At 65.4% G+C, this 13147-nt stretch carries 12 protein-coding genes; 5 read left to right on the top strand and 7 right to left on the bottom strand.

What is annotated here, in order from left to right; all coding sequences use genetic code 11:
• Nucleotides 1–45 precede the first annotated feature (45 nt).
• The gene (locus AC1RDJ_RS13315) at nucleotides 46–2289 is read left to right on the top strand and encodes a TonB-dependent siderophore receptor (RefSeq protein WP_198043713.1); all 2244 of its coding nucleotides are present in this window, start codon (nucleotides 46–48) and stop codon (nucleotides 2287–2289) included.
• A gap of 187 nt (nucleotides 2290–2476) precedes the next feature.
• On the top strand, nucleotides 2477–4288 hold the full coding sequence (locus AC1RDJ_RS13310) for a carbohydrate binding domain-containing protein (RefSeq protein ID WP_493027671.1): 1812 nt from the start codon (nucleotides 2477–2479) through the stop codon (nucleotides 4286–4288).
• Nucleotides 4289–4318: 30 nt separating this feature from the next.
• On the opposite strand, the gene AC1RDJ_RS13305 is transcribed toward AC1RDJ_RS13310, so the two are convergent.
• Nucleotides 4319–5077 carry a nucleotidyltransferase domain-containing protein gene (locus AC1RDJ_RS13305; RefSeq protein ID WP_493027670.1) on the bottom strand — a complete coding sequence of 253 codons (759 nt, stop codon included), beginning with the start codon at nucleotides 5075–5077 and terminating at the stop codon, nucleotides 4319–4321.
• A gap of 124 nt (nucleotides 5078–5201) precedes the next feature.
• Here AC1RDJ_RS13305 and AC1RDJ_RS13300 point away from each other — a divergent pair, with 124 nt between their 5' ends.
• Nucleotides 5202–5768, top strand: a complete 567-nt coding sequence (locus tag AC1RDJ_RS13300; protein WP_493027669.1) for a methylated-DNA--[protein]-cysteine S-methyltransferase — start codon at nucleotides 5202–5204, stop codon at nucleotides 5766–5768.
• Nucleotides 5769–5829: 61 nt separating this feature from the next.
• Entirely contained in the window at nucleotides 5830–6204 is a 375-nt protein-coding gene (locus AC1RDJ_RS13295; RefSeq protein WP_071326541.1) for a DUF1294 domain-containing protein, read from the top strand.
• Nucleotides 6205–6220: 16 nt separating this feature from the next.
• Here AC1RDJ_RS13295 and AC1RDJ_RS13290 read toward each other — a convergent pair whose 3' ends face one another.
• Nucleotides 6221–6940 (bottom strand): hypothetical protein, encoded by a 720-nt coding sequence (locus AC1RDJ_RS13290; protein WP_493027668.1) that lies wholly within the window; start codon nucleotides 6938–6940, stop codon nucleotides 6221–6223.
• Between the two features lie 174 nt (nucleotides 6941–7114).
• Here AC1RDJ_RS13290 and AC1RDJ_RS13285 point away from each other — a divergent pair, with 174 nt between their 5' ends.
• Complete coding sequence (locus tag AC1RDJ_RS13285; RefSeq protein ID WP_071324205.1) at nucleotides 7115–7294, top strand: hypothetical protein; 180 nt, start codon at nucleotides 7115–7117, stop codon at nucleotides 7292–7294.
• A gap of 144 nt (nucleotides 7295–7438) precedes the next feature.
• Here the strand turns inward: AC1RDJ_RS13285 and cydX are convergent, their stop codons facing one another.
• The 5 genes from cydX to AC1RDJ_RS13260 form a co-directional block, all read right to left on the bottom strand.
• On the bottom strand, nucleotides 7439–7564 hold the full coding sequence (gene cydX / locus AC1RDJ_RS13280; RefSeq protein WP_071324206.1) for a cytochrome bd-I oxidase subunit CydX: 126 nt from the start codon (nucleotides 7562–7564) through the stop codon (nucleotides 7439–7441).
• A 22-nt stretch (nucleotides 7565–7586) separates the two neighbouring features.
• Nucleotides 7587–8741: a cytochrome d ubiquinol oxidase subunit II gene (gene cydB, locus AC1RDJ_RS13275; protein WP_289888793.1), complete on the bottom strand. Its 1155-nt coding sequence runs from the start codon at nucleotides 8739–8741 to the stop codon at nucleotides 7587–7589.
• A 13-nt stretch (nucleotides 8742–8754) separates the two neighbouring features.
• On the bottom strand, nucleotides 8755–10332 hold the full coding sequence (locus tag AC1RDJ_RS13270) for a cytochrome ubiquinol oxidase subunit I (protein WP_493027666.1): 1578 nt from the start codon (nucleotides 10330–10332) through the stop codon (nucleotides 8755–8757).
• 111 nt (nucleotides 10333–10443) lie between these two features.
• Complete coding sequence (locus AC1RDJ_RS13265; protein WP_071324208.1) at nucleotides 10444–12126, bottom strand: amino acid ABC transporter ATP-binding/permease protein; 1683 nt, start codon at nucleotides 12124–12126, stop codon at nucleotides 10444–10446.
• On the bottom strand, nucleotides 12123–13147 hold a 1025-nt coding region (locus AC1RDJ_RS13260), incomplete at its 5' end, for an ATP-binding cassette domain-containing protein (protein WP_493027665.1). The genes AC1RDJ_RS13260 and AC1RDJ_RS13265, both read right to left, overlap by 4 nt.

The raw sequence follows: 13147 nt of genomic DNA, 5'->3' as shown, positions 1-13147 counted from the left end.
AGACGAGATAGGAACACCCACGACTAAAAATATTCCAGGAAAATGATGCAATCGACTACCACCGTCTTCTCTTCTTCGCGCCAGCCCGCCTTGCGCCCCCTCCCCCACCTGCTACAGATCGCCCTGCTCAGCCTTGCCGCCGGCGTGGCCGTGCCGGCGCTGGCGGCCGACACGGCGCCGGCCGACACCGCCGCGACCATGCCGGCCGTTACCGTGATAGGCCAGTCGACGGCGACGACGGAAGGCACGCAGTCGTACACGGCGGGCGAAACGCGCAGCGCCACGCGCATGGAGCTGTCGCTGCGCGAGACGCCGCAATCGGTCAGCGTCATCACGCGCCAGCTGCTCGATGACCTGGGCGCCGTGCGCCTGGACCAGGCGCTGGCGCAAACGACGGGCATCCAGGTGGGCCAGAACGATACGGAGCGCACGACGTTTTACGCGCGCGGCTTCGGCATCAACAATATCCAGATCGACGGCATGGCGCGCGGCGGCAATGCGCCGCTGCAAGACACGATCCTGTACGACCGCATCGAAGTGATACGCGGCGCCACGGGCTTGATGGGCGGCAAGGGCGACCCGTCGGCCACCATCAACATGGTACGCAAGCGGCCGACCAGGGAATTCCAGGCCAGCGCCGGCCTCATCATGGGTCGCTGGGATGACCAGCGCTTCGAGGCCGATCTCTCCACGCCCCTGAATGCGGACGGCAGCGTGCGCGCCCGCACCGCCCTGGCCTGGCAAAAACGCGACTCCTACCTGGACATGTACCACGAACGCAAGACGGTCGGCATGGTCATCGTCGAGGCGGACTTGCGTCCCGGCAGCCTGCTGACGGCGGGCGTCGACTTCCAGGATAACAAGCCCACGGGCGCCACCTGGGGCGCCGTGCCCTACTGGAACGCGGATGGCAGCCTGGCCAACTTGCCGCGCAATACCAGCTTCACGACGCCATGGAGCACCTGGGCCAACAAGCAGCACACGGTCTTCACTTCGCTGGACCAGCGCCTGCCCGGCAACTGGAATATGCACCTCGGTTATGCTCGCACGGAAAGCACGAACCGCACCACCGTCGCCTACGCGGGCGCCGGCCATCCCGACCCGGCCACGGGTGCAGGCATGCGCCTGTGGACGGGCGCCTGGGGCGCCGGCAAGAACACGGGCGACAATTTCGACGTCTACGCCAGCGGTCCCTTCACCTTGCTGGGGCGCAAGCACACGGCCATCGTCGGCTGGAACGGCGGCAACCAGCGCGCACGCTCGCTGGGCGGCGAGGCGGAAATCAATTACCCGGACTTCATCCCCGATTACCGCAGCTGGACGGGCAACATTCCCCGTCCCGTGTTCCACCCGGACGGCTCGCACACGGAAACGGTGACGCGCCTGGCGGGCGGCTACGTGGCCACGCGCCTGAGCCTGGCCGACCCGCTGCACGTGATCATCGGCGCGCGCAGCAGCACTTACCGCACGGACACGCGCAGCTACAACACGCAAGGCGTATACACGGGCAGCGGCGACTTCGCGGAAACGCGCAATGAAGTCACGCCGTATGTGGGCGCCGTGTTCGACATCAGCAAGCAATATTCGGCGTATGCCAGCTTCACGCAACTGTTCAATCCGCAGACGAGCAAGGACCGCAACGACAAGTTCTTGCCGCCGGAAACGGGCGACAACGCCGAACTGGGCATCAAGGGCGAATTCTATGACGGCAAGCTGAACGCCTCGGCCGCCCTGTTCCACACGAAGAAAAAGAACCTCGCCGAACTCGACCGCTCGGTGCCGCCCGGCTTCCTGCTGCCCGACGGCAGCCAGGCCATGGTGGCCAATGGCGCGGGCGTGACGGCCAAGGGCGTGGAATTCGACGTCGCGGGCCAGATCACGCCGGCCTGGGAAGCGAACGGCGGCTACACCTACCTGCACGCGGCCGAAGCCGATGGCCGCCGCGCCGCCACCACGCAGCCGCGCCACCTGCTGCGCCTGGCCACCAGTTACCGTTTCGACGGCCGGCTGGCAGGCTTGAAAGTGGGCGGCAGCATGACGGCGCAAAGCGCCACCTACAGCGAATCGTGGTACGGCCGTCCGCCATCGGGCGACATCACGAATATCCCGCAGGCCGGCTACGCGCTGTACAACGCCATGGCCAGCTATGCGCTCGGCAAGCACGCCAGCGTGCAGCTGAACGTCAACAACCTGCTGGATAAAAAATACTACCGCAACGTGGGCTTCTTCGACGGCGTGTTCTGGGGCGAGCCGCGCAATATCAGCCTGTCCGTGCGCAGCACGTTCTAAACAGGCGGATCGCCGGCGCCGGCACGGCGGACGGAACAATGTCCGCCGTGCCGGCATGGCAGTGGTCCACTGCCATACAAAGGCGCATTGATGGACATGGCATTGAAATAGCCAACAATCATCGATGAATGCGCCCTTGTTTTAATGTTTTTTTGATATTATCAAAAATTTAAAACAGGGATCTCCGATGAACTTGAACAGAACGACCATCTGGACGGCGCTGGCAATGGCATGCGCGACCGTGCTGCCCGTGCTTTCCGCAATCGCGGCCACGCCCGCCTGCACGAACTGCTTTGAAAAACGCTGGATATATTATGGCGGCAATATTACGGCGGCCGCTTCCACGGCCGACGCCAGTTTCAACAAGGTCATCGAACTGATTCATGTCGCCAAGGCGGAGGGGTATAACGGCATCGCCCTCAATGCGGGCGGCAGCGGTTCCTATGTGGCCATGCTCAATCCCGTCACCGCGGCCAGATATCCCCATTACTTCCCCAATTTTGCCCTCGTGGTGCAGGCGGCCAGGGACAACGGCATCGAATTGATACCGGTCGGCGGCGGCCCGGAAGTGCCCGTCAGCGCCGCGCCGGACTTGATCGAAGCCTTGCCGACCATCGACACGCCGTTCATCGTGCAAGACGGGCGCGCGGTGCCGGTCGGCCTGTCCGCCATCGACGACACCAGTTTTGAAAACAACAGCCCGGCATGGGAATTGTTTGAAAAAGCGGTCGGCAACACGGTCTATGACCATATAGGCGCGCATACGGGCCAGCGCTCGCTGAAGTTCAGCAAGGCGGGAAACAGCAATATGGCCCGCCTGCACCGCAAATTAAGCAATCTGCGGCCGAATACCGCCTACCGTGCATCGTTCTGGGTCAGGACGAAAGACTACAATCCGGACGCCGCCTTCAGGATACAGATTACCGATCCCACGGCAAAGGCGCCCATGTACGCGAATGCCAGCGCCGGCCTGGGCTGGGGTACGCAGCAGAATGGCGCCTGGAATGGCAACGGCAACACATTGGCCAGCAACCAGGATTGGCAACAATATAATCTGGACTTCAATACGGGAAATAATCCCCTCACGTATTTGTACATCGGCAGCTGGAAGGCGGATCTGCTGCAAGCCGGCGCCGTCTGGCTCGATGATCTGGAAATCAGGCAGATCGGCCTGGCGCATACGATACGCCGCAATCCCGCCACCCTGCCCGTCACGGTCAAGTCGGAAGACGGCAGCATCACCTATGTGGAATCGCTCGATTACGTCGTTGGCGTGGAATCGCTGAGCCTGCCCGCGCAAAGCAGCATCGGCGAAGGGGCCATCCTGCGCGTATCGGCCTATCAGTCGGCGCAGAACATGACGTCCATGTGGGGCACGCCGGCCAGCGCCTGCTATCAGAAATTCTTCGACATCCAGAAACAGTATTACGACAATATCCACGGCCTGCTCGGCGGCCCGACGAAATTCTTCCTCTACTACGATGAAAACCGGGTATTCAACTGGGATCCGGCCTGCGGCAACGTCACGGCCGGCAAATACCTGGCAAATATGATCGAGAAGCACCAGGAAACCCTGCTGCAAGCGTATCCGAACCTGGAACTGTATGTGTGGAACGACATGTTCGACCCGAAGATGAACGCCATTGCCAAATACTGGGCCGTCAACGGCGACGCGAGCAATTCATGGGAAGGCTTGAAAACGAATACGGTCATCGTCAACTGGAGCGACGAAGGGACGGCCAAGCGCAAGGCGTCGCTGGAATTCTTCCATGGCCGCGGACACCGGCAAATGATCGCCGGCTACTATGACGACAGCGCCCTCACCACGGGCAATGTGCATTCCTGGATGGAGGCGCTGGCGCAGGCGGAAAGCAATGGCGTGACGGGCGTCAACGGCTTCATGTACACGGCCTGGCGCGGCAATGCCGGCTATGCCGACGTCAAGGCCGTCGCCGACTACATCAAGCTGCATTATCCGCAGCGCTGGCCGCAGCAGTAAGTCCCCCTGGCGCGCCGGCGGCCGCCGCCTTTACTGCGGCGCGCTGCGCCAGTGCGCGGGCGCCGGCAGGCAGAAGCCATGCAGCAAGGGACCGCCGACGGGCGCCAGCACGGCGGCGCTCACGTGTTCGAAGGCACGCTGGCCGGCCGGCAAGTCGGCCGCCGCCAGGCGCAGCGCGCCGTCCAGCTGGCCGGCGATGGTGGCGTCAACCGCCTGCAGCCGGCGGAACAGATGCTTGCCGCCGCCGCTCCAGGCACCGGCCGCGCGCAGGTGCAGGTCGGCCAGCAGTTCGTACAGCTGGCAGGCCACGGCCAGCGCCTCGCCCGGCTGCGTGCTGTCGACCAGGTCTTCCAGCGCGGTGGTGATGGCGTAGCGCCGCCGCCGCAAGTTGTCCATATCGAGCACGGGCGGCCCGGACGCGTCGATGGTTTGCGCCAGCGCCAGCAAACGCGCGTAATGCGGGCCGGACGCGACGATGTTTTCCCCTTCGGTCACCATGTTGACCAGCGGCACCGTGCCGCGCGGCGCATCGATTTCTTTACAGAAATATGTGAACGTGGCCACGTCATGCGCGAACAATTCCACCGTGCGCCCTTCGGCCACGATCGTCGAGCGCCAGGCGCAATCGACATGTTCGAACAGCAGCAGCAAGTCGATATCGGACGTGGGCGTCTGCCGGCCCGTGGCAAACGAGCCGCCGATGATGGCCGCCACGGCCGTGGGATAGCGTTGCTGCACCAGCCGCACGGCTATCGCGCGGATGTCGTCGTAGGTAGGGATCGTCGTCAAGGCCAGCTTTCCGTGCAAAAAACGCTATCCTACACGCGATATGCAGCATGCCGCCATCCTGCTACACTGGCGCTCATCTCATTGACCACGGCCTGGGCCGCGGCGGCATGGACAAGGAACGACAATGGAAACCGTATGTAAGGTGATACCCTCGCCCGTGGGCGAGCTGACCCTGGTGGCGCGCGGCGCGGACCTGGCCGCCATTTTGTGGGAAAACGACAAGCCGAACCGCGTGCGCCTGGGCGACATGCGCGTCGACGACAACTGTGCCGTGCTGCAGGAAACGGCGCGCCAGCTGGGCGAATATTTCGCCGGCACGCGCCAGCAGTTCGACGTGCCGCTCGATTTTGCCGGCACCGCCTTCCAGCAGGCAGTGTGGCAGGCGCTGCTGACGATTCCCTATGGCCAGACGCGCAGCTATGGCGAGATCGCGCGCCAGATCGGCCGCCCCGCCGCCGTGCGCGCCGTGGGCGCCGCCAACGGCAAGAACCCCATTTCCATCATCGCTCCCTGCCACCGGGTCATCGGCGCCACGGGAGAATTGACGGGCTTTGCGGGCGGCTTGCATGCCAAGGAAACCTTGTTGGCGCTGGAAGGCATATCGCTGTCGAGCGACCGCGAAGCATTGAAGACGGGCCACGCCAGCCGCCGCGCCGTGCAGATTGATGCGGCGCAAGGCTGCCTGTTTTAGGTCGCCTGTTTTTTATCACGGATGGATGACCACGCCATCCGCTCCAGCAACCCTACCCACCATGCCTTATCTAGCCATCCTGCTGTTTGCCATCCTGTATCTACTGGCCACTTTCTTTTTCCACATCCCCGTCCTCGTCGCCCTCGTGTATGGCGTGCTGAGCCTGTGCTGCTTCATCGCCTATGCGCTCGACAAGGCCGCCGCCAGGGAAGGACGCTGGCGCACGTCGGAGCGCACCTTGCTGCTGCTGGGATTATGCTGCGGCTGGCCGGGCGCCGTGCTGGCGCAGCAATGGCTGCGCCACAAGTCCGGCAAGCGCGCGTTCCGCGTGCTGTTCTGGCTCAGCGTCGCCATCAATATCGCGGCCTTCGTGTACTGCAGCATGCATTATGCGGCGCCCGATATCGGCACGGAAGTCGCCCCCATCGAGCTGTAAGGCCGCGTCCGGCCCCTTATTCGCCCAGCAGGCGCAACGATTCCAGCCAGTCGGCCTTCCACTCGCGCAGCAGGGGCTGCGTGGCGAACGCCTTCTTCAGGTGCGCCATCGGCACGCGGTGCACGTCGTGCAGGCCGAACGCCAGGGTGACGGGATGCCATACATGACTGTTCTTGCCGCCGCGCGAATTCTTGCGCACGCGCGCGCCATCGTCGCCAAAGATGCCGACGCCACTGGCGAGCCCCTGCTCCAGGTTCACTTTTCCCACGCCGGCAAAGGCAATCAGAATCTGTTCGCGGTCCAGGCCCTTCAAGGCGCTGGGCAAGACAAACGGCGCCTTGTCCGTTTCGGACCCGGCCGGCGGCGGCTGCAGCAGTTCCTTGACCAGACGCAACAGATCGCGCTCCTGGAAGTGCAAGCCGGCGTTGGACACGCGCATGCCCGGCGCCGGCAATTCGATGGCGATATTGCCGGAGTCGCGCGTCAGGCGCAGCCGCACGTCGTCGGCGCCCGACGCCAGGTGTCGCTTGTCCTCGATGAAGACGACGGGCGCCGCGTAGCGCGTGACACCGTCATGGAACAGCTGCGCCCACGCATCGCTGTAATCGAGCCAGACATAGGGCAAGCCGCCCTGCTCGAGCAGGCGTGCCAGGGTCCACGGCGTGCCCGTCTGTTGCGCCAGCCAGGCGCAGGCTTCGGCAGCGGTGGCGCGGTATGGCAGGGATATGGTGGTCATGGCGGTTCCATCGATCAAAGTGGAGCGCAGTGTAGCAGACGCCGCCATGGCGGCCAAAGCCAGCGCATCGGGCGCGCCTTTTTCATGCGATGTGCTAGGCTGGATGCAGCTGCACATTTCTGCACGCGCCTGTGCCAGCCCGGCAGCATGGCGCACCATAGCGAGGGGAAGATCATGCAATCCAGCACCAACGCCGCCACCACACCCGCCCCGCCACCGGAGCGCGATTCACCCACGCCGGCCCGCGAAAGCCATGCCGAGGAAGCGCTCGATGAAGCGCTGAAAGAAAGCTTTCCTGCCAGCGACCCGATCGCCATTGCCGTGCCGAAACCATCGAACAAGGCGCCGGCCTGACGGCCAGTCCTTCCAGCATCACACCAGCCACCGTTGCGGTGGCTTTTTTGTTGCTGGCGGAATCCGGCATCGAAGCAAAAAGCCCCGCCGGGCGGCGATGGTCTAGGCATCGCGCCGGGCGGGGCTCGTCAATCGCGAAGGCGATTAGTCGGACGTGTCGCGGTACTGCTCCGGCGTCGTGTCGCCGTCGGCTATTTCATACCACATCGCATTGAGCACGGCGAAGGTTGCCGCCAGAGGCAGGCCCAGTATCCAGGCGAAATACCACATAATTATTTCCTTTCGTTAATTCTTAGTAGGCGTGACCGCTGTCGTCTTCGATGGCCTTGCCGTCCACCTTGCCCCACAGCACTTTATATACCCAGGTCGTGTATGCCACGATCAGGGGAATGAAGATGGCCGTGACGACCAGCATGATGAACAGGGTCAGGTGGCTGGACGAGGAATCCCACACCGTCAGGCTGGCGCGCGGGTCGATCGACGAGGGCAGGATGAACGGGAACATGGCCGCACCCACGCCGAGGATGATGCCGGCGATGCCGGCCGCGCTGGCCAGCAGGGCGGGCACTTCGCGGCGCGCGCGCAGGAAGGCGAAGGCCAGCAAGGGCCCCAGCAAGCCCAGCGCAGGCGCGATCCAGATCCACGGATGGGCCGCGAAATTGTGGAACCAGGCGCCGACGTGCACTTCCGCCGTTTTCAGCAGCGGATTCGACGGTCCATCGACAACGATGGCGCTGGTGATGCGGTAGCCATCGACCCACAGCCACAGGGCCACGCCGGCCAGCGCATACAGCGCCACGGTGGCAATGGCCGCCACGCTGCCGTAGCGGCGCGCGCGCTCGGCCACGGCGCCATCGGTTTTCACCTGCAACCAGGTCGCGCCATGCAGCACCAGCATGGCGACCGACACCAGGCCGCACAGCAAGGCGAATGGGTTGAGCAAGGCAAAGAAGCTACCGTCATAGAAGATGTGCATGTCCGGCGAGAAGCGGAACGGCACGCCTTGCAGCACGTTGCCGATGGCCACGCCGCAGATCAGGGCCGGCACGAAGCCGCCGACGAACAGGGCCGCGTCCCAGCGCGCGCGCCAGCGCGGATCTTCGCGCTTGCTGCGGAACTTGAAGGCCACGGGGCGCACGATCAGCGCCACGAGGATGACGAACATGGCCAGGTAAAAGCCCGAGAACGAGACGGCGTACAGCTGCGGCCAGGCGGCGAAGATGGCGCCGCCGCCGAGGATCAGCCATACCTGGTTGCCTTCCCAGACGGGCCCGATGCTGTTGATGACGACGCGGCGTTCGAGGTCCGTCTTGCCGACGAACGGCAGCAGGATGCCCGTGCCGAGGTCGAAGCCGTCCGTGATGGCAAAGCCCACCAGCAGCACGCCGATCAGCAACCACCAGATCAGGCGCAGTGTTTCATACGAAATCATTTCATGCAAAATCATGGTCTGGCCCTCCTTAGGCGCGTTGAGTACGAGTGGCTGCGGCAGCTGGCGCGGGGGCCGGCGCATGCTCTTCCGGCCCCTTGCGTATGGCCTTGAGCAACAGCTTCATTTCGATAATCAACAGCACGGTGTAGATGGCGGCAAAGCCGGCGATCGTGAGCAGCAAGGTCGTCGCGCCCAGGTTGGAGACCGCCACGGCCGTCGGCAGCACGCCTTCGATGACCCACGGCTGGCGGCCCACTTCGGCCACGATCCAGCCGGCCTCAATGGCCACCCACGGCAGCGGGATGGCGAACACGGCCACCTTCAGCAGCCAGCGGTGCTTGTCCAGCGTGCGGCGCGTCGACAGGATGAAGAAAGTGCCGGTGAGCAAGATAAAGAACATGCCCAGGCCCACCATCACGCGGAAGGACCAGAACAGGGGCGCCACGGGCGGCACGGTGTCGAGCGCGGCCTTGCGGATCTGCGCATCCGTCGCCTGGCGCGGATCGTCCACGTAGCGCTTCAGCAGCAAGGCATAGCCCATGGACTGGCCTTTCGACTCGAACATGTCCTTCGCCTCTTGCGGCACCGGGCCGCCCGGGGCCACGCCACGGATGGTCTGCAGCGCGTCATACGCCTTGATGCCGTCGCGTATCAGCAGTTCGCCGCGGTCGACCAGCTGCTCGATGCCGGGGATTTCCGTCGTCAGCGAACGCGTGCCGATCAAGCCCATGACCATCGGGATGTGCACGGCGTAGTGCGTCTCGCGCGCTTCCTGGTCGGGGAAGCCGATGGCCGTGAAGGCGGCGGGCGCCGGCTCCGTGGTCCACATGGCTTCGATGGCGGCCAGCTTCATCTTCTGGTGTTCGGACGACAGGTAGCCGCTTTCGTCACCGAGCACCACCACCGACAGCGAGGCGGCCAGGCCGAACGAGGCGGCCACCGTCATCGAGCGCTTGGCCAGCTGCACGTGGCGGCCCTTCAGCAGATACCAGGCGGAAATGCCCAGCACGAAGATCGACGCTGCCGTATAGCCGGCCGACACCGTGTGCACGAATTTCGCCTGCGCCACGGGATTGGTCAGCACGGCGCCGAAGTCGCTCACTTCCATGCGCATGGTTTGCGGATTGAAGGCGGCGCCGACGGGATTTTGCATCCAGCCGTTGGCGATCAGAATCCACAGGGCCGAGAAATTCGAGCCGATGGCCACCAGCCAGGTGGTGATCAGGTGTCCCCGCTTCGACAGCTTGTCCCAGCCGAAGAAGAACAGGCCGACGAAGGTCGCCTCCAGGAAGAAGGCCATCAACCCTTCGATGGCCAGCGGCGCGCCGAAGATATCGCCCACATAATGGCTGTAATAGCTCCAGTTCATGCCGAACTGAAATTCCATGACGATGCCGGTGGCCACGCCCATGGCGAAGTTGATGCCGAACAAGACACCCCAGAACTTGGTCATGTCGCGCCAGATGGGGCGGTTCGTCATCACGTACACGGTCTCCATGATGGCGAGGATGACTGACAGGCCGAGCGTCAGCGGAACGAATATAAAGTGGTACAGGGCTGTCAGCGCGAACTGCAGTCTGGATAAAGCGACAATATCGAAGTCCATATGATTTCCTTGGTGTTTCCCTACTGTAATTGTAAACTTGGTATCAACATGATGCTGTTTCGATTGGCATGCTTGTTGTAATGAAGTCAGCCGCTACGTCCGGCATCTGCATCAATCTCCGCGCAAGCCGGCCAGCGCCGCCGCGAAACCGTCCGTGCCCCGCTGCAGCTGCTCGACGATGCGCCCGTCGCGGATGCGGATCAAACGGTCGGCCAGCGCCGCTTCGCGCCGCAAGTGGGTTGCGATCAGCAAGCTGCGCCCTTCGCAGCGCGCGCGCAGGCGCTGCAGGACGTCGCCCGCCGTCTGCGCATTCAGGGCCTCGGTGGCCTCGTCCAGCAGCCACAAGGTCGACTCGTGCAGGAACAGCCGCGCCAGGGCCAGCCGGCGCGCCTGGCCGCCGGACAAGCCCAGTCCCCCTTCCCCCAGCATGGTGTCGAGGCCGCCCGCAAACGCGCGCACCTCGTCCTCCAGGCCGGCCGCCTGCAGCGCTTCCCACAGGCGCGCGTCGCTGGCGGACGGATCGGCCAGGCGCAGGTTGTCGCGCAGGCTGTCCTGGAACAGTTCCGTCTTCTGGGTAAACAGGCAGGCGCGCGGCGCATGCACCTTGCCCGACAGCGGCGCCAGTTCGCGCGCGGCGATGGCCAGCAAGGTGGACTTGCCGGCGCCGCTGGGGCCGATCAAGGCCACGCGTTCGCCGTCCGCGATATGCAGCGATACGTCATGCAAGATGGCAACATTGCTGCCCGCATGCGCGGCGCTGACGTGTTCCAGGCGCAAGCCCGGCGCCGTGTCAACAGGCGCCGCCGCCACCGCGTGATGACCGAGGCGCGGCGCCAGGCGGCGCATGGCCAGCAGCATGCGCCCTGCTTCCAGCGCGCCGCGGCGCAGGCCGGCAAATGGCTCGACGGCCGTCAGCGCGACCAGCAGGGCCAGCGCCGCGGCCGGCATGCTCAGCGCCTGCTGCTCCACCAGCGCGGCCACGGCCAGCAGCATGCCGGCCAGGGTCAGGCTGCCTGCCACGCCGTAGGCGGCGCCGGCCGCCGTGTCCAGCTTCAGCAAGGCCACGTCGGCTTGCGCCAGCGACCGGTCGATCTGCGCCAGCGCCTGGCACTGGGCGTCGATACGGCCCGCCATCACCAGGTCCGTCTGCCCCGCCACCAGGTCGATGGCGCCCGAACGCAGCCTTTCGATGGCGCGCGAACGCACGATGGCGGGACGGCGCGCGCCGCGCACGACGCGCCAGCCGATGCCGCCGCCGGCGGCCAGCAGCCAGGCGGCCAGGCCGAGGCCCAGTTGCCACTGCATCACGCCCAGCGCCACGCCGGCCAGCAAGGCCGCGCACAGGGCGGAGAAAGCGGGTACCAGCAGGCGCAGGTACAGCGACTCGAGCGCGTCGATATCGGCCGTCAGGCGGAACAGCAGCTTGGCGGGCTGGCGCAGCAAACGGCTGGCCGCCTCGGGACGCGACCAGCCGCGAAACAGCTGCACGCGGATGCTGGCCAGCGCGGCGAACGTGGCGTCATGCGTGACGAGACGCTCCGCATAGCGCGAACCCGTGCGGCCGATGGCCAGCAGGCGGATGCCGGCCGACGGGCCGAACACATCGAACACGATGGCCGTCGAGGCATGCAGGCCGGCGACCGAGGTGGCCGTGATGAACCAGCCGGACAAGCCCAGCAACGCCATGCCGGCCACCACCGTCAGGGCCGCCAGCAAGGCGCCCCCGATCAGCTTGCCGGGCTGGGCCAGCAGCAATTGCCGCAGGACGGGATGCCATATGCGGGAAGTTGTCATGCGCGCGCCTCTGCCTTCTGCGCCAGGGAGCGGGCCGGCGCATCGACGCGCACCGTGCGCTGCAGCCGGCTGGCCAGCACGGGGTCATGCGTGGCGACGATCAGGGTCTTGCCCCTGGCCAGGAGCAGCAAGGCATCCGTGACGCGCGCCGCCGTTTCGCTGTCCAGGTGCGCCGTCGGTTCATCGACGAGCAGCAAGTCCGCATGCGGATGCAGGGCCACGCGGGCCAGCGCCAGGCGCACAGCTTCGCCGCCCGACAGGCCCTGGCCGCCATCGCTGAGCATGACGGCCGGCTGCGCCTGCGCCACGGCGGCCAGGTCGGCCAGGTGCAGCGCCTGCGTCACTTTTGCCTGCGTCGCAACGGCGCTGGCATCGGTGCGGCCCAGCGTGACATTCTGGCTGACGGACGCGGCAAACACGTGCGGACGCTGGCCCATCCAGGCCATGCGCTGGCGCAAGGTATTGACGGTGCTGTCGTTCAGGCGCACGCCGCCGATGCGGATCTCGCCACCGCTGGCGGGCAGCAGGCCGGCCAGCAGCGACAGCAAGGTGGTCTTGCCGGCGCCGCTGGCACCCAGCAGGGCCACGTGCTCGCCGGCGCGCACGCTCAAGTCGAACTGCGCGAACACGGGCGCTTCGCCCGGGTGGGCAAAGCGCAGTTGGTGGATGTCCACGGCGGGCGGCGCGGCCACCGCCATGGCGGCGGCGGAAACGGCGGCAACCGCCACGTCGGCGCCGGGCAAGGGCATGCCGCCCTCGGCCAGGTCGTGCAAGCCGGCCAGGCCCGCCTCGCCGGCCGCCTTGTCGTGCCAGACGGCGGCCAGTTCGCGCAGCGGCTCGAAAAAGGCGGGCGCCAGCAAGAGGATGAACATGCCCTGCGCCAGGCTCAGCTCCCTGCCCCAGGTGCCGAAATGGATGCTGCCCAACAGGGAAAAACCGATGAAGGCGGCCACCACGCGGAAGATTTGCCACACATCGCCCAGCGAGGAAAAATATTCGCGCCGGTCGCCGGGAATGCGTG

Source organism: Janthinobacterium sp. GW822-FHT07H10 (assembly GCF_058798675.1).
The sequence above is the reverse complement of the archived record's forward strand: the minus strand, read 5'-3'. Positions and strand labels throughout refer to the sequence as shown.

What these genes read in the sequence shown, in the direction of transcription:
- AC1RDJ_RS13265 (WP_071324208.1), bottom strand. Translation starts at nt 12,126, where the DNA reads ATGACAACTTCCCGCATATGGCATCCCGTCCTGCGGCAATTGCTGCTG.
- AC1RDJ_RS13300 (WP_493027669.1), top strand. Translation starts at nt 5,202, where the DNA reads ATGGAAACCGTATGTAAGGTGATACCCTCGCCCGTGGGCGAGCTGACC.
- cydX (WP_071324206.1), bottom strand. Translation starts at nt 7,564, where the DNA reads ATGTGGTATTTCGCCTGGATACTGGGCCTGCCTCTGGCGGCAACCTTC.
- AC1RDJ_RS13285 (WP_071324205.1), top strand. Translation starts at nt 7,115, where the DNA reads ATGCAATCCAGCACCAACGCCGCCACCACACCCGCCCCGCCACCGGAG.
- AC1RDJ_RS13310 (WP_493027671.1), top strand. Translation starts at nt 2,477, where the DNA reads ATGAACTTGAACAGAACGACCATCTGGACGGCGCTGGCAATGGCATGC.
- AC1RDJ_RS13315 (WP_198043713.1), top strand. Translation starts at nt 46, where the DNA reads ATGCAATCGACTACCACCGTCTTCTCTTCTTCGCGCCAGCCCGCCTTG.
- AC1RDJ_RS13270 (WP_493027666.1), bottom strand. Translation starts at nt 10,332, where the DNA reads ATGGACTTCGATATTGTCGCTTTATCCAGACTGCAGTTCGCGCTGACA.
- cydB (WP_289888793.1), bottom strand. Translation starts at nt 8,741, where the DNA reads ATGATTTTGCATGAAATGATTTCGTATGAAACACTGCGCCTGATCTGG.
- AC1RDJ_RS13295 (WP_071326541.1), top strand. Translation starts at nt 5,830, where the DNA reads ATGCCTTATCTAGCCATCCTGCTGTTTGCCATCCTGTATCTACTGGCC.
- AC1RDJ_RS13290 (WP_493027668.1), bottom strand. Translation starts at nt 6,940, where the DNA reads ATGACCACCATATCCCTGCCATACCGCGCCACCGCTGCCGAAGCCTGC.